Genomic DNA, 20,050 nt, shown 5'->3' on the forward strand with positions numbered 1-20,050 from the left:
CGTCGTTTCAAGAATCAGCCCAGGATCGCGGCGGTACTTTGCCACAGCATGTAGGCGGCAACCGCAAAGATCAGCAGTGCGAATATCGTATTGAGCGCCCCCTTGTGCGCCGACAGCCGCCGAGAGAGCGCCGCGCCCACAAGGCCGCCGATGACGCCGCCGGCGATGAACGCCGCAGCAAGCCCCCAATCAACCAAGCCGGAAAGGGCATAGTTGAGCGCGGCCGTCAGACCAAAAGCGGTGACGGCGACCAGCGACGATCCGACGGCGTTGCGCATCGGCATCCCGGTCGAAGCCATCAGTCCCGGCACGATCAGGAAGCCCCCGCCGATGCCGAAGAACCCGGAAAAGAGACCAGTGGCGGCCCCATAACCGATCACCTTGGGCGCATTCTCGCGCCGGCATTGGACATCGGGATTGCCGGGATCGCCCCGGCTTTTTAGCATCAGCCCGCCAACCAGGACCATCAGCAGAGCGAACAGGAACAGCAGCTTCTGTCCATCGAACGCTTTACCGAGTGTCGATCCGGCATAGGCGCCGGCGACACCAGCAGCGGCGAACATGCCGGCGCAACGCCATTTGATCGTCCGCTGGCGCGCGTGGGGAACGAGATTGGCCCCGGCATTGGCGGCGACCGCCAGCGCGCTGGTGCCGATCGCGACATGCGGCGAGGCGACGCCGACCAGATAGACCATGAGCGGGACGGCGAGGATTGAGCCCCCACCGCCCACCAGCCCCAGCGTGAATCCGACGAGCGAGCCCGATCCGGCACCAAGCAGATATTGGATGGATTCGAGTGCCATGGCCTTACAGCGCGTTTATCGGCAGCTTGAGGTAGCGCATGCCATTGTCTTCCGGCTCGGGCAGGTGGCCGCCGCGCATGTTGACCTGGATGGACGGCAGAATGAGGCGCGGCATCCCGAGCGTCGCATCGCGCGCCTCGCGCATGGCGACGAACTGGTCCTCGCTCACCCCGTCGCGAACATGGACATTATGCTCTCGCTCCTCGCCGACCGACGTTTCCCAGGCATAGGTGTCGCGCCCGGGGGCCTTGTAGTCGTGGCAAAGATGAAGGCCGGTCTGATCGGGGAGCGACAGCAGGCGGCGGATCGACCGATAAAGCGTGCGCGCATCGCCGCCCGGGAAGTCGGCGCGGGCCGTGCCGTAGTCGGGCATGAACAGCGTGTCGCCGATGAACGCCGCATCGCCGATCACATAGGTCATGTCGGCGGGCGTATGGCCCGGCACATGCAGCGCGATCGCCTCGATCGAGCCGACCCTGAAACGGTCGCCGTCATCGAACAGCCGGTCGAACTGCGAGCCGTCGCGAGCAAAGCGCGTTCCCTCGTTGAAGATCTTGCCGAAGACCTCCTGCACGGTGAGAATATGGCGACCGATCGCCAGCGTGCCGCCCAGCTTCTCCTGAAGATAGGGCGCGGCCGACAGATGGTCGGCATGGGCGTGCGTCTCCAGCAGCCATTCGACCTCGAGCCCTTCGCTCCGGATATAGTCGATCACCTTGTCGGCCGACGCGAAGGAGGTGCGCCCCGAAGCCGGATCGAAATCGAGCACGCTATCGATGATCGCGGCCTTGGCCGTGGCGGGATCTGAGATGACGTGGGTCACGGTAAACGTGTCCTCGTCGAAGAAGCTGCGGATGACGGCGGGCCGCGCATTGCTCGCGGCCTCGACGATGCGGGTGGCTTCACGGATTTGCGGGTCGGCCATGGCCTTGTCCTTTCCTGTCTGGCCCGGCGTACCGGCTTCGCACTTGGGACGCGAAGCCGGCCCAGCTGCCTCAGAGGGTCTTCTTGCTGAAATACCAATCGGTGTAGTCGTAGCCTTCGTCCTTGCGGGCCCTGGCGGCTTCGGCCGTCGCGGGCGGCGGCACGATCACCGGCTCGCCGGGCTGCCAGTTTTCAGGCGTCGCCACCTTGTTGGCGTCGGACGTCTGGAGCGCGGTGAGCAGGCGGACGAATTCATCGACCGAGCGGCCGTTCGACATCGGATAATAGACCATCGCGCGGACAATGCCTTCGGGGTCGATGATGAAGGTGGCGCGAACGGCCGAGGTGTCCGAGGCACCGGGATGGATCATGCCGAAGGCCTTGGCGACGTTCATCGACAGATCGTCGATAATCGGGAACGGGATCTCGACGCCGAACTTCTCCTCGATGCTGCGCATCCAGGCGATGTGCGAATGCACCGAGTCGATGGAGAGGCCCAGCAACTCGCAGTTGAGCGCCTTGAAGCGGTCGGCGGCCTTGGCGAAGCCCATGAATTCGGTCGTGCAGACCGGCGTGAAGTCGGCGGGGTGGGAAAAGAGAACGAGCCACTTGCCCTTGTAATCGTCGAGCGAGCGTTCGCCGTGGGTCGTCTTGGCCTTGAAGGGAGGCGCCGGTTCGTTGATCCGCGGCATGGAGGGAGTGACCTGGTCTGTCATTTTATCGTCTCCTATGACTGAGTGAGTGACAGACATTGAATACACATTTCTATTAATCGTGATAACACGATAAATCTAATTCCTTTGATCGGATTTTTCAATCACTTCTGCAATCGGCCGAATTAGGCCGGATTCGCAGCGCACGGGACCAGAGGCGCGAACACGTCAAAGCATCGTTTATGCTAAGTATGGGGTCATCACACCCCGAATCAGGCGGTGACGAGCGCCTGCCTTGTCCAGGCGACGAGTCGCGCACGGTCCATCGCCCCGGCCTGTCGGGCGACCTCGCGGCCACCCCTGAACAGGATCAGCGTCGGAATCGACTGAATGCGGTAGCGCCCGGCAATACCCTGCTCAGCTTCGGTATCGACCTTCAGGAGCCGGACATGCGGCTCCAGCTCCGCAGCGGCCGCCTTGAACGCCGGCGCCATGGCGCGGCAAGGTCCGCACCAACTCGCCCAGAAATCGACGAGAACCGGCAGGCTTCCGCGACCTACATGCCGATCGAATGCCGCCTGGTCGACATCGACCGGCTGTCCCTGGAAAAGCGGCATTCCGCATTTCCCGCAAATTGGCGCCGCGCCGATCTTCGCTGCAGGAACGCGGTTGATGCTCGCGCAAACCGGGCAGGCTACCAGCGGGACATCGGACATGCGCTTCTCTCCTGTGGAACGCCAATACCGCTTAATCGTTTACCCGCATGATGTAACCGTGTAAGGGAGAGGGTTCAAGACTTGCCTCTCTGCAGGAGTGAGAAAGTTGAACTCGAACGCAGACGACAATGCCGTGTGCTCCCCTATCCAGATCGGCGATCCCGCGCCTGATTTCCGCGCCCGCACGACGATGGGCGACATGACCCTGTCCGGCCATCGCGGCCGCTGGGTACTGCTGTTCTCTCATCCCGCCGATTTTACGCCGGTTTGCACCAGTGAATTCGTCGCCCTCTCGCGCGCCAGCGATCGGTTCAAGGCGCTCGGCTGCGACCTGGTCGCGGTGTCGGTCGACAGCCTCTATTCCCATCTCGGATGGATCAGGGCGATCCGCGAGCATTTCGGCGTGACCATCGCTTTCCCGATCGTCGAAGATCCCTCGATGGTGATCGGCCGCGCCTATGGAATGCTCGCGGACAACGCCCCCGACGCGGCCACGCTGCGCTCGACCTTCTTCATCGACCCCGAAGGCATTGTCCGCGCCAAGCTCTGCTATCCAGCCACCATCGGGCGATCGGTGGAGGAGCTGCTTCGAGTCCTGACCGCGCTGCAACGGGTCGACAACGACAACATAGTGACCCCCGAAGGCTGGCATCCCGGCGATGACGTGCTTCTTCCGCCCTATCAGGACCAGCACGGTGCGCTCGATGCGGCGGGCGATGGCTGCTGGTTCCACCGCACGCAGCCCGACAAGCATGGGAAGACAGGCAAGTGATGACTTTCACCGATACGCAGCTTGAAGAGGCTGCCAGCGTCCTCAAGGCGATCGCCCATGACGTCCGCCTGAAGCTCCTGCGGACGCTCCTCGAACATGGCGAGAAGTCTGTAGGCGAACTCGAAGCCCTCACCGGCATCGGTCAACCGGGCCTGTCCCAACAACTCGCAATTTTGCGCAAGGCGGAACTGGTTCAGACGCGCCGCGATGCGAAACTCGTTTTCTATAGCATCGTATCGGCCAATATGGAGGGAACAGCGAAATTGCTATGCGCTCTAGCGGGAACTCCGATAAATAGAGGAGACACTGCCGCGAAAACAAAGCGACCTTTTCCCCAGGGATCGGTCGCTACCTTCGCCAAGATTTTGTGACGATATTGTCCTGGACGATGTCTTCCAAGAAAGTTCTGAACATCATCGCTGCAACGTTAGAGAGCATTTCGAGGCTTGTGGAATACCATAACTGCAAGCATTCGCCGTAAGCGCCTCGCCTGATCCGCTCCAGCGCCCGGCTCATGGGAGCAATTTCGCGGTCAAGAAGCGAGGTCTGGCCTTCGAGGGCGGCATCGTCCTCCATTTTCCCTGCTTGAGCTCAACCAGTTCGCGGACGTCGCCCACGTCCTTGCAAGAACTCCATGGAATCAATCTCAGCGCCACTATCGATCCGGGCTTCACCGATCAAATTCGGAACCATACGTAAGGACAGACGAAGATCGGCGAGTTTACAGATGATTGGCCTGCGACCCGCGCATAACCAGCCTATTGGACCGCCGGCGAGAGAATGAGAGGACCGATGAGTAGCGTACCCACCATAACCTTCCACGGCGCTGCCGGCACAGTCACTGGTTCCTGCATGGAACTACGCCATGGCGGAAAGACGATCCTCATAGATTGCGGCTTGTTCCAGGGATCCCGGACGCTGGAAACACTCAATCGCGACCCCTTCGCGTTCGACGTGCGCAAGATCGACGCCGTTGTCCTGACGCACGCGCATATCGACCATAGCGGCCTGCTGCCCAGGCTCACGGCGGAAGGGTATCGCGGGCCGATCTTCGCGACACCGCAAACCCGCGACCTTCTGTATTACATGCTGCCCGACGCCGGACGAATTCAGGAGGGCGATGCGGAGCGCCGCAATCGACGGCAGGATCGCCGGGACGAGGAGCCGATCGAACCGATCTATACCGAAGCGGATTCCAAAGCGGCCTATGAACAGGTCGAGACAGTAGCGCTGCACGACTGGTTCGCACCTGCCGCCGGTTTTCGGGCGCGCTTGTGGAATGCGGGCCATATCCTGGGTTCCACATCCGTGGAGATCGAGGTCGGTGGCGTGCACTTGCTCTTCTCCGGCGACCTGGGTCCAGACCACAAGGCCTTTCATGCCGATCCCGAGGGTCCGGCAGGACTCGATCATGTGTTCTGCGAGAGCACCTATGGCGACCGCGTCCGCGAGGACGTGACGATCGAGCAGCGCCGGACTTTGCTGGAAGCCGAGATCAATGCAGCGCTTACGCGCGGCGGCAACCTCGTCATTCCCGTTTTCGCGCTCGAACGCACCCAGGAATTGCTCCTCGATATCGCGACCCTGATCAACACCGGACGCCTGGCGCATCCGCAGGTGTTCATCGATTCGCCACTTGCGACCCGCGCGACAGAGGTGTTCGCCAAACATGCCGGGGAACTCGAAGACATGGGCTCGGGTGAAATCTTCCGTCACCCCTCGTTCCACTACACTGCCAGCACGATGGAATCGATGCGGCTCAACGACATGTCCGGAGCCATCATCATGGCGGCATCCGGCATGTGCGAAGCGGGACGCATCCGTCACCATCTGCGGTACAATCTCGGCCGCCGTGAATCGACGATCCTGTTCGTCGGTTTCCAGGCCGCAGGCACCCTTGGCCGGACAATCCTCGATGGCGCGAACCGCGTGCGCATCTGGGGGCAGGACGTCGCGGTGCGCGCGCAGATCCGGCGGATCGACACTTATTCGGCGCATGCCGACCAGAAGGATCTGCAGCGCTGGATAAGGGCGCGGAAGCCGATCGATGGCAGCCTGTTCCTGGGACACGGCGAAGAGGGCTCGATCGAGACGTTCCGCCGCCTGATGCAGGCGGACGATGCCGCGGCATCGATTGTCACGCCGAAGATCGGGGAAACCTATTCACTGCCGTCACGCGCCCCGTCCAAGCGCCTGAAGACCGGAAAGCCGGAACTACAGGAGGCTGTCGGCCGCGATTGGCAGAATGACTATGCGGATTTTTCGACCCATCTGAAAAAAGAACTGCAGAATATCGAGAGCGCGTCGGGCCGGCGCGAGGCACTCGCCCGCATGGCCGAGATTCTGCATTCCTATCAGGCCTATCGCGAGCATCGTAAGAGCCGATCGAGCTGATCGGCGAAAACAAAGTGACCAGCCCCAGACATAAACGGGTGCGGCCACCCGCGAATTCGCTATATATCATAGTTTCATCAAAGGAGTAATTATGTCGAATACCCCCCACACCCTGAGCGAGGAATTCCCCGGTCAGATGGACAAGATTCACGCCTTGAAGGCTTCGGACTCTCGCTTCGCGCAGCTTCTTCTCGATTATGATGTCGTGAATGACGAAATCCACGTGGCTGAAACCAATATCGAACCGACCTCGCAAGATCACGAGACCGAACTTCGCAAGCGCCGCCTCGCGATCAAGGATCAGATCGCCGAAGCCCTGTCGCAGGCCGCCTGATCTGCCCAAGGGCCGGATGCCGCGCGTTCGGCCCTTACGACAATAGCCGGCCATGGCTCTGCGTCGCCACAAATTCACGGCCAGCAACGAAAGCGCGCATCCCCGCTCAGGAATGGACCTGAACCAGCTTCGAACCAGTCACGAGCTGCCCGCTCATCGCTCCTAGCGAAACACCATGAGCGCGGCGATACCGGCAGCAGATGCCAGAACTGATGCGAAGAGTGGGCCGGACGCCTTCCAGCCTTGCTTTGATGGCCCTGCCAGTACCAGCGTGAGTACAGCCTTCCACATCGTGTTGGCGAGCACGGGCACCGCAAGCACCAGTCCGGCCGTGTCGGGTTTCAGCATATCCTCAGGCAGCCCCGCGAGCGTGAGTACGGCTGCGTCCACATCCCACATGCCCGTAAGGCCAAGCACAACGACAATGCCCTGATCGCCGAACCGCGCGAGCGCCCAACGTGCCGGGACAGCAATCAACGCAACCGCGCCCGCCAGCAGAAGCGCCGGCCCGAAATCCAGCGGATTGCCCAGCTTCACCTCGCTGGCGCCATCACCATCCACCTTGGAGCGTAGCGCCAGAAGGGTTGTCAGACCGCCGACGACGAAAGCCGGAACCATTGCAAGCGCGAGCGATGTGCTGGCGTAGGGGATGAGGGTAAAAGAGAGTATCTGGACGCGCGCGAACATCACGAGCGAGGCGAGCGCAATACCAGCAATCAAGGGGCCTTGCGGACCATCATTGGCGCGCAAACGCCGGGCATAGGCAACAGTGACCGCCGTGGACGATACCAATGCCCCGAACAAAGCGGTTATCATGACCCCCTTGTCCGCGCCGAGCCGACGACTGGCGACATAGCCGGCGAAGGAGAGTCCGAGCACGACGACGACGACCATCCAGATTTGCCGCGGGTTCCAGGCCTCAAAGGGGCCGTAGCTCGCATCCGGCAGCAGCGGCAGGATGACCAACGCGACGATCGCGAACGTGGCGATCGATTCGACCTCCTTGTGGCTCATCCCTTTGAGCATGGCGTGGGATTGCTGCCTGAGCGTCAGGATCAAGGTGGTTACCGCCGCGACGGCCAGCGTCTCGCTCACCAGGCCCTGCCCGGCCATATATCCCAAGGCGAAGGTGATAATGCCGACCAACGTATTGGTGATGGACAGGCTGGCCGTGCGGGCTTGTTCGCTGCGATATCCAAGAACCAGGCTGGCAGTGACCGCCAGCCCGATTACCGCCGCAAGGCTTTCGGGCATATGGCTGGCAAGGCCGCCGGCAAGACCGAGCAGGCCAAAGGTGCGCAAACCGCTGACCCGGCTGCCATCCGCTGCCTCGCGCTGCCGCCAGCCTCGCTCGATACCGATCAGCACGCCTACCGCGAGCGCCGCAGCAAGCGAACGAAGCAGTTCCATATCAAGCGATATCAAATGATCACTCCACGGCAAGGTAATCGATCGGGAACGGTAGTATGAACGCGGCAGATAGGCTCCTCCTTATGCGCGACGTGGATTGAATGGATTTGATTACGCGCGCCAAATCGATCCGCCCCCAGGCCAGCTACAGATATCCCTATATTAGCGGCGATCCTTCAAGTTGATTGTTCGACCCTTGCCGACGAGACTCAAGAAAATCGGTCGATGACTCACCACCACGACTCCGGTCCCTGTCTCGCGAAGCCACGCGTCGAGGTGGCCCGCAAGCCGCGCCTCCGTCGCCATGTCCAACCCCTCGCTCGGCTCGTCGAGCAGCAGCCACGGCCTGCCGGCAAGCAAGGCGCGGGCGATCGACAACCGCTTGCGCTGGCCGCCCGACAACCGCGCTCCGCCGTCGCCGACCCATTGGTCAAGCCCATGCGGCATCGCGCGAATATCGACAGCGAGGCAGGCGACTTCCAGCGCCGCCCAAAGCCGTTCGTCGCTGAGGCCGGGGCGCGCCACACGCAAATTGTCGCGGATGGTTCCCGACAGGAGCTGGGCATCCTGGGGCGAGAGCGCGAATGCCGCTCGCACGTCCTCGGACGGCAGGGAAGCAAGAAGCTGGTCATCAAGAGCAATGCCGCAATGCTCGCCAGCGGGCCGAATACCAGCGAGCGTTTCCAGAAGGCTGGTCTTGCCGCTGCCGGATTTGCCTGAAATCCCCAAGCGCTCGCCCGCCATGATCCGGATATTCATGCCGTCCCGGTCAAAGGCAATGGTCCGCGCGGGCGCCATGGATGCCGTCGCCTTTCGGACAGGCGCAGACGGTTGACCCGCCATGCCCTCCAATCGCGAGAGGGCGGCCGCGACCAGCGCGCCGCGCGACACCCCGCGCACATAGCCGGAAAGCGCTTCGATCGCGCCCGCCGCCGCCAGCACGGCAAGGACCGTCACCGGCAGGGAGGCATGGGAGAAGATCAGCATCGCGCCCATGGCGATGCCCCCACCCAACACGAGGCCCGCATCGATGATCGCTTCGCCGCGCGCGAACCGAGGTCGCGCGCTGTCCAACTCGGCCGTCTCGACCGCGAGGCTTCGCCCGATCGCCGGAGCGAGATCGTAGGCAAGGATTTCGGGCGAAGCGGCGGCATAGTCCACCATGCTCGCCTTGAGCCGCGCCAGCGCCTCCGCCATATCGGTCGCGGCGCTCGCCAGCAGGCGGGGGGTCGCCAGATGCGCCCAGAGGACAAGACCGGCAAGCAACGCCAGCAAGGCAAGGCTCGTCCAGGGGCTGGCCAGCCACGCAAGGGCAAGGCCGATGGCAGCGCCGGCGAACGCGGCGGGCAATGCCGGCTTACGGACCAGATTGTCCTCCAGCGCGCCGATGTCCTGCACGAGCCGCGTCACGGCATCGCCCGCCGATACGGCCCGCACGTCGCGCACCGACAGGATGCGGTCGAACAGGCGCGCGCGAACCGCGGCGAGCGCCATCAAGGCCGCGCGGTGGCCATAGAGCCGTTCGCCGTAACGCGCCGTCGTCCTTACGATCGCGAGCAGCCTGATCATCGCGCTCGGCACCAGGTAGTTGAAACCCTGCGCGGCCAACACGCCGCCCAGCCCGGCCAGTGCCGCGCCGGTGATGAACCATCCAGACAGGCCCAGCAGCAGGACCGCGGCGATTGTCGCAGCGGAGGCAAGCAAGCCCGCGATTCGGAAGGCGCGGCGTTCGGGGCCGATAGCTTCAGCGAGCAGCAGGTCCATATCCGCGCGGCTCATGAAAGCACCATTTCTTTGGTGGCGATCGCGGCCAGCTCGGCGCTGTGCGTCACTATCAGGACCGTGCGGCCCTTTGCGGCGGACGCCAGTATCCCGGCGATGTCGGCCGCCGATCCCGCGTCGAGATCCGCGGTCGGTTCGTCGAGCAGCCAGAGCGGCGCGTCCTTGAGCAACACGCGCGCGATGCCGACGCGCCGGCGTTCCCCACCGGACAGGCCCGACCCGCGATGATCGAGCGGCAAGGCCAATCCCTGTCCGCGCGCTTCGATCATCGGCCCAAGGCCTGCCAGATGGGCCACGGCTTCGACTGCCGCATCGTCGGCATCGGGACGCGCAAGACGGATATTGTCGGCCAGCGTGCCCGGGACGAACGCAACCGTCTGGCCCGCCCAGCCGACATGGCCGGGAAGCGCAACCTCGGCCGCATCCCGGCCGTCAACCAGAATCCGTCCCCCACCAATGGGGGCCAGCCCCAGCAGCGCATGGAGCAGGCTCGATTTGCCGACCCCGGTGCTTCCGCGCAGGGCAAGGCTGGTGCCCGCCGGGATATCCAGCGTGAAGGGACCGATGGCCGTCTCGCCATAGTCGATCACCACGCCGTCAAAGCGCAGCGCTGGCGGCCCTTCGATCGCGGGTTTCGGCGCGGGCGGAGAAGCGGGCGCGAGCGCTTCAAGGCGTTCCACCGCAGCCTCCCCGACCTGCTTGTCGTGATAGGCGGCGGCAAGGCGGCGCATGGGAAGATAGAATTCCGGCGCGAGGACAAGAACAAACAGGGCTTGGCCCAGGGTCAGCTTTTCGGGAGCCGGAAAGGGCAGGATGCCGAGCAGGTTGAAGCCGCAATAGAGCGCGACCAGCGCCACCGACAGCGCCGCGAAGAACTCGATGATCGCGCTCGACACGAAGGCGACCTTGAGCACATCGATCGTGCGCGCGGCGACCTCGCGGGTAGCGTCGGCAAGGTGGCGGCCGATACGGTCCTGCGCGGCGAAGGCGACGATCACCGGGAGCGCGCGCACCCGGTCGACGAACAGGCCCGACAGGCGACTCAGCGCATCGAGCTGGCGCGCGGCGGCCCGCGCGGCCGCCGTTCCTGCGAGCGCCATGCCCATGGCAAAGGGAATCAGCGTCGCGAGCATGATCACGCCGGCGACCCAGCTCCCAAATACGGCAGCAATCGCGATTATGAGCGGGGACAGGACCGCGGCGCGGCGCAGCGGCAGGAAGCGGGCATGGAAGCCGCCCAGGTCCTCGATCCGGTCGACGGCATCGGCGACCGCCTCGCCCAGCATCCGGCGATCCCCCGGCGCGGCGACGAGAATGCCTGGATACACCCGCTGGCGCCAGTTCGTCTTGACGCGCATAGCAGCCGCTTCGCCGGCGTTGGTCGCACCGATCTGCATCCCGGCGCGAAGCAGGGCGGCGGCTATCAGTCCGCCCGCGGCAAGCGCAAGATGGCCCTGCCCCGCCCCTTGCTCCATTGATGCCACGGCTCCGGCCAGCGCCGCCGCCATGAGGATCGCCGCGCCGCTGTCGCCGATCCAGAAAAGGGCCGCAGCCTGTCTATCTAACGGGTTGCTCATATACTCAATTACGAGTAACGAATAATCATAATCTTTTCAACCGACTCAGGACACCCATGGAAGCCGGGCCGGAACGCAAGGAGTCTTGCCATGGACATGGCTGTGATCGAGCTTTCACGCCTCCAATTCGCCCTGACGGCTCTCTACCATTTCCTGTTCGTCCCCCTGACGCTCGGCCTCTCCTTCATCCTCGTCATCATGGAGAGCATCTATGTGATGACGGGCCGTGAGATCTGGCGCACCGTCACGCGCTTCTGGGGCAAGCTGTTCGGTATCAACTTCGTGCTGGGCGTCGCTACCGGCATTACCATGGAATTCCAGTTCGGCACCAACTGGTCCTACTATTCGCATTATGTCGGCGACATCTTCGGCGCGCCGCTCGCCATCGAAGGGCTGATGGCCTTCTTCCTCGAAGCGACGTTCGTGGGCCTCATGTTCTTCGGATGGGACAAGCTGTCCAGGGTCGGGCATCTGCTCACCACCTTCATGGTGGCTCTCGGCTCGAACCTATCGGCGCTGTGGATCCTCGTCGCCAATGGCTGGATGCAGAATCCGGTGGGATCGCGCTTCAATCCCGAAACGATGCGGATGGAAGTCTCCGACTTCATGGCGGTGCTGTTCAATCCGGTCGCGCAGGCGAAGTTCGTCCATACGGTGAGCGCGGGCTATGTCTGCGCCTCCGTTTTCGTGCTGGGCGTCTCGGCCTGGTATCTGCTCAAGGGCAAGTGGGTCGCGGTCGCGCGGCGCAGCTTCACGGTCGCCGCCGCCTTCGGCCTTGCCTCGTCGCTGTCGGTCGTCGTGCTCGGCGACGAAAGCGGCTACGCGCTGACCGATAACCAGAAGATGAAGCTCGCCGCGCTCGAGGCCATGTGGCACACTGAGCCCGCGCCCGCGGGCATTGCCGTTGTCGGCTTTCCCAGCGTCGCCGACCGCGAGACCTATTTCGAGGTCAAGATCCCCTATGTGCTCGGTCTCATCTCCACGCGCAGCCTGACGGGCGAAGTCTCCGGCATCTTCGAACTGGTCGCCAGGGCGCAGGACCGCATCGAGAACGGCATCAAGGCCTATGATGCGGTGGAAAAGCTGAAGGTGGACCAGAAGGACATGGTCGCGCGCGAGGCATTCGAGGAAGCCAAGGCCGATCTTGGCTATGCCCTGCTGCTGAAACGCTTCGTCGCCGATCCGCGGCAAGCCACGCCCCAGGACATCGAAAAGGCCGCATGGTCGACCGTGCCCAATGTCCCGGTGATGTTCTGGGTGTTCCGGGTGATGGCCGGCCTCGGCTTCTTCTTCATCGCCTTCTTCGGCGCCGCCTTCTGGATGGCTTCGATCCGCAAGCTGAACTGCGACAGCCGCTTCTGCCGCACCTTCCTGCGCGCGGCGGTCTGGGTCATCCCGCTGCCGTGGATCGCCATCGAATTTGGCTGGATCCTGGCCGAGATCGGCCGCCAGCCCTGGGCGATCGATGGCGTTCTGCCGACGTTCCTTGCCGCCTCGAGCCTGACCGTCGCGCAGCTCTGGACGACGATCATCGGGTTCACGGTGATCTATGGCGCGCTCGCCGTCATCGAAGTGCGGCTGATGCTGGCGGCAATCCGCAAGGGACCGGACCAGCATCGGCCTCCGGCGCCATCCCCCGAAACCCACAGCGGCTACGCGCCCATCCCTGCCGAATAAGGAGAACAGGTCATGGCACCTCCCATCGACTATGAAACGCTCCGGCTGATCTGGTGGCTGCTGATGGGCGTCCTCCTGATCGGCTTCACTCTCACCGACGGCTTCGACCTCGGCACCGCCGCGCTGCTGCCCTTCGTCGCGAAGACCGACGCCGAACGGCGTCTCGTCATCAACTCGATCGGCGCGACCTGGGAAGGCAACCAGGTCTGGTTCATCCTCGGCGGCGGCGCGATCTTCGCGGCCTGGCCGTTCGTCTATGCGGTCAGCTTCTCGGGCTTCTATCTGGCCATGTTCCTCGTCCTCGCCGCGCTCATCCTGCGGCCCGTGGGCTTCAAATACCGCTCGAAGAAGCCCGATGCCACATGGCGCTCGCGCTGGGATTGGGCGCTGTTCGTCGGCGGGTTCGTGCCTGCGCTGGTGTTCGGCGTCGCGGTCGGCAATGTCCTGACCGGCATCCCCTTCCGGCTCGATAGCGATCTGCGCTCCTTCTACGAGGGCAGCCTGCTCGGCCTGTTCCATCCGTTCTCGCTGGTCGCCGGGCTGCTCTCGGTCGCCATGATCGTGCTGCACGGCGCGAGCTGGCTTGCGATCAAGATCGAACGCGGCGTCGTGCATGACCGCGCGCGCGCCTTCGGCAAGGTCGCGGCGGTCGCGTCGATCCTGCTGTTCGCGCTGGGCGGGGTCATGGTCGCGAAAATGGGCATGGGCTTCCGCCTGACCCATGCGGCCGATCCGCTCGGCCCGTCCAATCCGCTGCTGTCGGGAACGGTCGCGGCGCCGGGGGCCTGGCTCAACAATTATGGCGCCCATCCCTGGATGCTGATCGCCCCGATCCTCGGCTTCGCGGGGCCGCTGCTGGCGTGGATCGGCATCCGCAAGGGCCGCGAGGTTCTGGCCTTTGGCGGCTCATCGATCGGCGCGATCGGCATCATCGCGACCGTGGGCCTCTCGATGTTCCCGTTCATCCTGCCCAGTTCGATCGACCCGGCCTCGAGCCTGACGGTCTGGAACGCCTCGTCCAGCCATGTGACTTTGTTCATCATGCTGGCCGTGACGGTGATCTTCCTGCCGATCATCCTGCTCTACACCGCCTGGGTCTACAAGGTCCTGTTCGGCCGCATCACGCTGCGCGATGTCGACACCAACCCCGACTATTACTGAAAGGACGACTTTCCATGTGGTATTTCAGTTGGATTCTGGGCGTGGGCCTCGCCGTCGGGTTCGGTATCCTCAACGGCATGTGGCATGAATTCCACGCCGATCCCGATGAGGACATTGCGGCCTGACCGCGACGGATCATGATTGCCATCGGCCCTCTCGCGCTCGCGTTGGAACGGCTGTTCGCGATTCTCGGGATCATCGCCTTCCTGGCGGCGGCGAACTGGATAGGCCGCCGTCGCGGCGTGGATTGCGATACGGCCGCGTGGCGGGCATTGCTCGCTGGCCTCGTTGCAGCTCGCGCGGGTTTTGTGGCGCAGAACTGGCATGCCTTCGCCATCGAACCCGCAACCATCCTCTATGTCTGGCAAGGAGGTTTCTCGCCGCTCCCCGGTCTGGTGACTGCCGCAATCGTGCTGGGCGTGTCACTACGGCGATCTCGCGCCCTAGCACCTTTGACACTCGTCTTCGCGGGCTGCGTCGCGGTCACATCCGGCGCCACGGCAGCGGCCCTTGCCTCGGCGCAGCGACCTCTACCGCAAGGAATCGTTCTCCAGTCGCTGGACAGCGGAACGAGCCTGCTCGACGATCGCCGGGGCAAGCCGTTCGTCGTCAATCTCTGGGCAACCTGGTGCCCGCCGTGCCAGCGTGAAATGCCGATGATGGTCGTAGAAGCGGCACACTCGGCCGTGCCGATCCTGCTTGTCAATCAGGGCGAGGATGCAGACAACGTACGTGCGTGGCTGGACAGCAAGCGCCTTGAAGCGGCGCACGTCCATCTCGACCGCGACCTGCGCATAGCTGCCGCGACCGGCTCGGCCGGGCTTCCCGCGACGCTGTTCGTCGACAGCAAAGGCGTGATCCGTGCGCTCCATGTCGGTGAAATCTCGCGGGCCGCCCTGCTCGCGGGACTACGCGATCTGAAGTAGAGTTTCGATCAAGGAGAAGACCATGACCAGACAAGTGAATATTGGAATCGGCGAGGAAGATCGGGTTGCGATTTGCGAAGGCCTGAGCCGCCTCCTGGCGGACACCTACACTCTCTATCTGACCTCGCACAACTTTCACTGGAACGTGACCGGGCCGATGTTCAACAGCCTCCATGCCATGTTCATGACGCAATATACCGAGTTGTGGAACGCGATCGACCCGATCGCCGAACGCATCCGCTCGCTCGGACAGCCCGCACCCGGTTCCTACGCGCAGTTCGCCAAACTCAGTTCCCTGCCCGACGCGCCGGAAGTGCCGCCGAAGGCGCTCGACATGGTCGACATCCTCGCCAAGGGGCATGAAGCGGCCGCCCGCACGGCGCGCACGCTGTTCCCTCTGGTCGAGAAGGCGAGCGACGAGCCGACCGCGGACCTGCTCACCCAACGGATCGGCGTGCATGAGCAGGCCGCATGGATGCTGCGCGCCCTGCTCGAAGAGTAAGACACGCTCAACGACTGGCCCCGGCCGCGCAATCTCTGCGAGGCCGGGGCCGTTAGCGAACTGCCGCCATTGAAAGGACGAGACCTTGGCTACGTCAAAGCTGGCAAACATCCTCCTCGATGCGCTCGAAGACGAGCGGAAGGCGGAGGCGACCTATGCCGCCGTGATCGAAAAGTTCGGCCCTGTCCGGCCCTTTTCCAACATCATAGAGGCCGAACAGCGCCATGCCGCCGCACTTGAGCGCCAGCTTGCCCGGCTGGGCATCGACGTACCGCCCGATCCATGGACGGGGAAAGTGGCGGCACCAGCTTCTCTCGCGCAGGCTTGCGAAAGCGCGGTCCAGGGCGAGATCGAGAATATCGCGCTTTACGACCGGCTGATCCCGATGGTCGACGACCCCGCGGCGCGCCAGGTGATGGAAAACCTGCAGGCCGCCTCGCGCGAGCGCCACCTTCCAGCTTTCAGGCAATGCCTGGAGCGGGAACGCGATCGCCGTTCGTGACGGCCTCCCTCAATCGCGATCACTCAGGCACAGGCTGCTTTTGGGATCCGTAATCGACGGTGGATGGCATCGACAGAGGGCGCGAGGCATGACCTGTCGGCGTCAGCGCCTTTGGCGTTCCTCGAACAGCTGCGCTTTCTCGTACATTTCCTTCGCCTCGGCGAGGCACACATCACGTCTGTTCAGATAGACATCGCTGTTTCGGACTGCCGGCTTGAGATCCGGTTTCGGAATCATTCCATAAGCCTTTGTGTTCTCGATGGACGCTGAACCTCGGCGAGCGCGACCTCGTCGCTCACTCCATGACCGCGGGCGAGATAGTCCTGCGATCCCATTTCGTTGAGGCGCGAGATCGTCCGCTCGAACTCGAAGGCGTCGTCTGCCGCGCAATACAGCGCGTCGGGTTCGCGATCGGCGGAAGCCAGCAGCTTGACGCCATTTTCATAGAAGGCGTCGATCAGTGTCTTGAATCGCGCCGCTTCCGATTTCCGGTTTGCGTCGAGAACGGGGATCCCGACCAGGATCACGGTGTGATAGCGGTAGGCCAATGCAAGATAATCGGGAATGCCGCGCGGTTCGCCGCATAGCCGCTTGAATGAGAAGACGGCCACGCCTTTCAGCGACTTGGGCACGAACAGTTCTCGTCCGCCCTTGATTGCCAGTGTTTCGGAGGGAACATGCTCCCGGTCCTCGACCGGAAAATCGGTCAACCGGAAGAACGCCCGGCTCAGGGCTTCCGTCGCCGCATCGCCATTGGGCACGTGCCAGGTCTGGAACCCTCCAAGGCGCTGCATGCGATAGTCAGTCGGCCCATCCAGGGTGAGCACATCGAGCCGATCCTTGAGGAGCGCGATGAATGGCAGAAAATGTTCGCGGTTGAGGCCGTTCTTGTAGAGGTCCTGAGGCGGCCGGTTGGATGTAGCGACCACGGTAACGCCATGTCCGATGATCCGGGTAAACAGCCTCGACAGGATCATCGCGTCAGCCGAATTGGTTACGATCATTTCGTCGAAGGCGATCAGCCGCGCTTCGGCCGCGATGGCATCGGCGACCGGCAATATCGGATCGCCGGTCTCCTTGGCGCGTTCGGAGCGTAGCCGGTCATGCACCTCCTGCATGAACTCGTGGAAGTGGACGCGCCGTTTCCCGGCGATCTCGACGCAGTCGAAGAAGAGATCCATCAGCATCGATTTGCCGCGGCCGACCCCTCCCCAGAGATAGACTCCCCGCACGGGATCGGGTTTGCGCCTGACGAAACGCGACAGGAGGCCCTGACGGCGCGCCTGTGCTTCCAATTCCGCAACCGCCTTGCCGAAACGCAGAGCGACCTGCCGCTGGGCGTCGTCAGGGCGCAGCTGACCCGTTGAAATGGCGTTCACGTAACGCGTCAGGACTTTGCTCTGAGGCAAGACAAAGTTCTCCGGCAAAAAGTTGAATTTGAGAAGTCGCGCATCGGCCCGACAGCCTCATACCCTGGTCAATCTCGAGACTGGCCACGGCCGAAGCTGAAGATCATGTATCGGCGTCGTCCGGAATTGCTCCCGGGCGTTCCCTGCGAAACCCATGCATGCCGAACCACCACTGCAAGGCAATGATGGCTCCCTTGGCGGGCTGAAGCAGCCCGACCATCAGGAGCAACGCCAACGGAAGCAGGATCGCCATCAACATCGGCACGGACATTTCCGCGCGACTGGTCACGGCGATAATGAGCGGCGCCATCAGATGCCCCGTCACGAAGATCGAGACATAGGCCGGGAAATCATCAGCTTGCTGATGCGTCCAGTCCTGGCCGCATTGCGGGCAATGAGGGATCGGTTTCAGGAACCGCATGAACAGGCGCGCCTCGCCGCACCGGGGGCATCGCCCGCGCAACCCGCGCAGGATCGCGGCCCAACCTGTGACCGGCAAGACAAGCTTGCCGGTTACCGATCCCTGTTCATGAGCGGGCATGGATTCTGGCTTTTCGTGAAACTTGTCAAAGGGGAACCGGATGAGGTCAGGCATCGAACCATCCGGGAGGGGCCGCCGCGCGGATGCTTTCGTCGACATGAGCGACAAACTGCGTGAAGTTGCGCTTGAAGCGGTCGACCAGGGAACGCGCCGTGCCGTCATAGGCGGCCCCATCAGCCCAGGTGGAACGCGGGTCGAGAATACTCGAATCCACACCCTCTACAGCAACGGGGACCACGAAGCCGAAGTTGGGATCGGTGCGGAACTGTGCGCCTTCGAGAGTCCCGGAAAGCGCAGCATTGAGCAGTGCGCGCGTCACCTTGATCGGCATCCGCGATCCCGTTCCATATTGGCCGCCGGTCCAGCCGGTGTTGACCAGCCAGCAATCGACATTCCCCGCGGCGATACGCTTGCGAAGCAGATTGCCGTAGACGCTGGGATGCCGCGGCATGAACGGCGCGCCAAAGCAGGTCGAGAACGTCGCTTCGGGTTCGGTGACACCGAGTTCGGTGCCCGCGACCTTGGCTGTGTAGCCGGACAGGAAATGATACATCGCCTGTTCGGGCGTTAGCTTCGCGATGGGCGGGAGCACGCCGAAGGCATCGGCCGTCAGCATGATGATGTTCTTCGGCACCGGCCCCATGTTCTCGGCGGAGGCATTGGGGATGAAGTGGATCGGATAGGCGCCCCTGCTGTTCTCGGCGAGCGAGGCGTCGTCGAGGTCGAGTGCGCGGGTTTCCGGATCCATGACGACATTCTCGAGGATCGTACCGAAGCGGCGGGTGGTCGCATGGATTTCAGGCTCCGCCTCGGCCGAGAGACGGATCATCTTGGCGTAGCAGCCGCCTTCGAAATTGAAGACGGCGCTGTCCGACCAGCCATGCTCGTCGTCGCCGATCAGCGTGCGCGAAACATCAGCGGACAAAGTGGTCTTGCCGGTGCCCGAGAGGCCGAAGAAGATCGCGGTGTCGCCATCGGGACCGATGTTCGCCGAACAATGCATCGGCATGACGCCCTTTTGCGGCAGCACATAGTTCAGCACCGAGAACACCGCCTTCTTCATCTCGCCGGCATAGCCGGTGCCGCCGATCAGGATCAGCCGGTGGGTGAAATCGATCGCGATGATGGTTTCCGACCGGCAGCCATGGCGTTCGGGATCGGCGCGGAAGCCGGGCAAGTCGATGATGGTGTAATCCGCCGTGAAATGCGTGAGTTCATCCGCCGTCGGCCTAACCAGCATGGTGCGCACGAAATGCGAGTGCCAGGCCAGTTCCGTGACGACCCGGACTCCGACACGGAATTCCGGCTGCGAGCCGCCGAACAGATCCTGGACGAAGACGTCGTCGAGTGCGGCAAGATGCTTGAGGAAATCCTCGCGCAGATTGGCGAAGGCTTCTTCCGACATCGGCTTGTTGGAAGCCCCCCACCAGACATCATCCCTGGTGACCTCATCACGGACGATGAATTTGTCCTGGGCCGAACGGCCGGTATGTTTTCCGGTTTCAACCACGAAGGCGCCATGCTCGGACAGGCGGCCTTCACCGCGCCGCAAGGCGATCTCGACGAGTTCGGGCGTATCGAGATTTTCGTGAAGCGTCCCACCGGATTTGACCGTGATGTCCAAAGCTGCGGGGATCTGCGTGATTTTGCTGTGTGGCCTTTCGGATCGGGTTGGAAGGAAGCAGGCGGATCGGGCGTCGCCCGAACCTGTTCCGACGGGAAGTTTCAGCCTGAGCTTCGGGCGCCGAAGACGATCGGGTTGCGACACCGGACTCGCCGCCGCCGGGGCATCCGATGGCGGCGCCTGTCGACCTGCACCTTTGCGGCGGTGCTTTTTCTCCACGATCATTTGCTCATCTCCGATCTGGAGGCTCGAAGGTCGCAGCCCTCAAGACCATCGGCTTTCTCAGACGCGGAAATACCTCACCCCGACAAAGCGCGTGTGATCGATTATCCGGTACAATGCA

22 protein-coding genes are annotated in these 20,050 nt (G+C 63.2%); 10 read left to right on the plus strand and 12 right to left on the minus strand.

Annotated features, from left to right (window positions below):
* Positions 1-14 precede the first annotated feature (14 nt).
* The 4 genes from ET21_RS0100190 to trxC all read right to left on the minus strand — a co-directional run bounded on the left by ET21_RS0100190 (position 15) and on the right by trxC (position 3,096).
* A complete protein-coding gene (locus tag ET21_RS0100190; RefSeq protein ID WP_030091406.1) occupies positions 15-803 on the minus strand; it encodes a sulfite exporter TauE/SafE family protein in 789 nt (262 codons plus the stop codon).
* 4 nt (positions 804-807) lie between these two features.
* Entirely contained in the window at positions 808-1,728 is a 921-nt protein-coding gene (locus ET21_RS0100195; RefSeq protein WP_021246252.1) for an MBL fold metallo-hydrolase, read from the minus strand.
* Between the two features lie 70 nt (positions 1,729-1,798).
* The gene (locus ET21_RS0100200; RefSeq protein ID WP_030091405.1) at positions 1,799-2,443 is read right to left on the minus strand and encodes a peroxiredoxin; all 645 of its coding nucleotides are present in this window, start codon (positions 2,441-2,443) and stop codon (positions 1,799-1,801) included.
* 209 nt (positions 2,444-2,652) lie between these two features.
* Positions 2,653-3,096, minus strand: a complete 444-nt coding sequence (gene trxC, locus ET21_RS0100205) for a thioredoxin TrxC (protein ID WP_021246250.1) — start codon at positions 3,094-3,096, stop codon at positions 2,653-2,655.
* 106 nt (positions 3,097-3,202) lie between these two features.
* Between trxC and ET21_RS0100210 the strand changes: the two genes are divergently transcribed.
* Positions 3,203-3,868 (plus strand): peroxiredoxin, encoded by a 666-nt coding sequence (locus tag ET21_RS0100210; RefSeq protein ID WP_030091404.1) that lies wholly within the window; start codon positions 3,203-3,205, stop codon positions 3,866-3,868.
* Entirely contained in the window at positions 3,865-4,239 is a 375-nt protein-coding gene (locus ET21_RS0100215; protein ID WP_030091403.1) for a helix-turn-helix transcriptional regulator, read from the plus strand. Before ET21_RS0100210 ends, ET21_RS0100215 begins: the two co-directional genes overlap by 4 nt.
* Here ET21_RS0100215 and ET21_RS28100 read toward each other — a convergent pair.
* Positions 4,217-4,444 carry a hypothetical protein gene (locus ET21_RS28100; protein WP_030091402.1) on the minus strand — a complete coding sequence of 76 codons (228 nt, stop codon included), beginning with the start codon at positions 4,442-4,444 and terminating at the stop codon, positions 4,217-4,219. The genes ET21_RS0100215 and ET21_RS28100 overlap by 23 nt on opposite strands.
* 216 nt (positions 4,445-4,660) lie before the next feature.
* Between ET21_RS28100 and ET21_RS0100225 the strand changes: the two genes are divergently transcribed.
* Both ET21_RS0100225 and ET21_RS0100230 read left to right on the plus strand, forming a co-directional pair.
* A complete protein-coding gene (locus tag ET21_RS0100225; protein WP_030091401.1) occupies positions 4,661-6,262 on the plus strand; it encodes an MBL fold metallo-hydrolase in 1,602 nt (533 codons plus the stop codon).
* A 91-nt stretch (positions 6,263-6,353) separates the two neighbouring features.
* Positions 6,354-6,596, plus strand: a complete 243-nt coding sequence (locus tag ET21_RS0100230; RefSeq protein WP_030091400.1) for a YdcH family protein — start codon at positions 6,354-6,356, stop codon at positions 6,594-6,596.
* A 162-nt stretch (positions 6,597-6,758) separates the two neighbouring features.
* Here the strand turns inward: ET21_RS0100230 and ET21_RS0100235 are convergent, their stop codons facing one another.
* From ET21_RS0100235 to cydD, 3 genes are all read right to left on the minus strand, one after another.
* Entirely contained in the window at positions 6,759-8,021 is a 1,263-nt protein-coding gene (locus ET21_RS0100235) for an MgtC/SapB family protein (RefSeq protein ID WP_210766563.1), read from the minus strand.
* A 147-nt stretch (positions 8,022-8,168) separates the two neighbouring features.
* Positions 8,169-9,785 (minus strand): amino acid ABC transporter ATP-binding/permease protein, encoded by a 1,617-nt coding sequence (locus tag ET21_RS0100240; protein WP_030091399.1) that lies wholly within the window; start codon positions 9,783-9,785, stop codon positions 8,169-8,171.
* The gene (cydD, locus tag ET21_RS0100245) at positions 9,782-11,365 is read right to left on the minus strand and encodes a thiol reductant ABC exporter subunit CydD (protein ID WP_030091398.1); all 1,584 of its coding nucleotides are present in this window, start codon (positions 11,363-11,365) and stop codon (positions 9,782-9,784) included. Before cydD ends, ET21_RS0100240 begins: the two co-directional genes overlap by 4 nt.
* Positions 11,366-11,455: 90 nt before the next feature.
* On the opposite strand from cydD, the gene ET21_RS0100250 reads away from it, so the two are divergent.
* The 6 genes from ET21_RS0100250 (at position 11,456) to ET21_RS0100275 (ending at position 16,133) form a co-directional block, all read left to right on the plus strand.
* Positions 11,456-13,042, plus strand: coding sequence for a cytochrome ubiquinol oxidase subunit I (locus tag ET21_RS0100250; protein WP_030091397.1), 1,587 nt, complete (start codon positions 11,456-11,458; stop codon positions 13,040-13,042).
* 12 nt (positions 13,043-13,054) lie between these two features.
* Entirely contained in the window at positions 13,055-14,203 is a 1,149-nt protein-coding gene (cydB, locus tag ET21_RS0100255; RefSeq protein WP_030091396.1) for a cytochrome d ubiquinol oxidase subunit II, read from the plus strand.
* Positions 14,204-14,217: 14 nt separating this feature from the next.
* Positions 14,218-14,328, plus strand: a complete 111-nt coding sequence (cydX, locus tag ET21_RS26820; RefSeq protein ID WP_030091395.1) for a cytochrome bd-I oxidase subunit CydX — start codon at positions 14,218-14,220, stop codon at positions 14,326-14,328.
* A 12-nt stretch (positions 14,329-14,340) separates the two neighbouring features.
* Positions 14,341-15,129 carry a TlpA disulfide reductase family protein gene (locus ET21_RS0100265; RefSeq protein WP_030091394.1) on the plus strand — a complete coding sequence of 263 codons (789 nt, stop codon included), beginning with the start codon at positions 14,341-14,343 and terminating at the stop codon, positions 15,127-15,129.
* Positions 15,130-15,151: 22 nt separating this feature from the next.
* On the plus strand, positions 15,152-15,631 hold the full coding sequence (locus ET21_RS0100270) for a Dps family protein (RefSeq protein WP_021246237.1): 480 nt from the start codon (positions 15,152-15,154) through the stop codon (positions 15,629-15,631).
* An 85-nt stretch (positions 15,632-15,716) separates the two neighbouring features.
* Entirely contained in the window at positions 15,717-16,133 is a 417-nt protein-coding gene (locus ET21_RS0100275; RefSeq protein ID WP_030091393.1) for a hypothetical protein, read from the plus strand.
* A gap of 102 nt (positions 16,134-16,235) precedes the next feature.
* Here the strand turns inward: ET21_RS0100275 and ET21_RS28715 are convergent, their stop codons facing one another.
* The 4 genes from ET21_RS28715 to ET21_RS0100295 all read right to left on the minus strand — a co-directional run bounded on the left by ET21_RS28715 (position 16,236) and on the right by ET21_RS0100295 (position 19,707).
* A complete protein-coding gene (locus tag ET21_RS28715; protein WP_255210268.1) occupies positions 16,236-16,370 on the minus strand; it encodes a hypothetical protein in 135 nt (44 codons plus the stop codon).
* Positions 16,367-17,542, minus strand: a complete 1,176-nt coding sequence (gene zapE / locus ET21_RS0100285) for a cell division protein ZapE (protein WP_051743818.1) — start codon at positions 17,540-17,542, stop codon at positions 16,367-16,369. Before zapE ends, ET21_RS28715 begins: the two co-directional genes overlap by 4 nt.
* A gap of 103 nt (positions 17,543-17,645) precedes the next feature.
* Complete coding sequence (locus ET21_RS0100290) at positions 17,646-18,083, minus strand: DUF983 domain-containing protein (RefSeq protein ID WP_051743820.1); 438 nt, start codon at positions 18,081-18,083, stop codon at positions 17,646-17,648.
* Between the two features lie 46 nt (positions 18,084-18,129).
* The gene (locus ET21_RS0100295) at positions 18,130-19,707 is read right to left on the minus strand and encodes a phosphoenolpyruvate carboxykinase (RefSeq protein ID WP_030091390.1); all 1,578 of its coding nucleotides are present in this window, start codon (positions 19,705-19,707) and stop codon (positions 18,130-18,132) included.
* Between the last annotated feature and the right edge of the window lie 343 nt (positions 19,708-20,050).

It is taken from the genome of Sphingobium sp. DC-2, assembly GCF_000722555.1.
Lineage (GTDB): Bacteria > Pseudomonadota > Alphaproteobacteria > Sphingomonadales > Sphingomonadaceae > Sphingobium > Sphingobium quisquiliarum.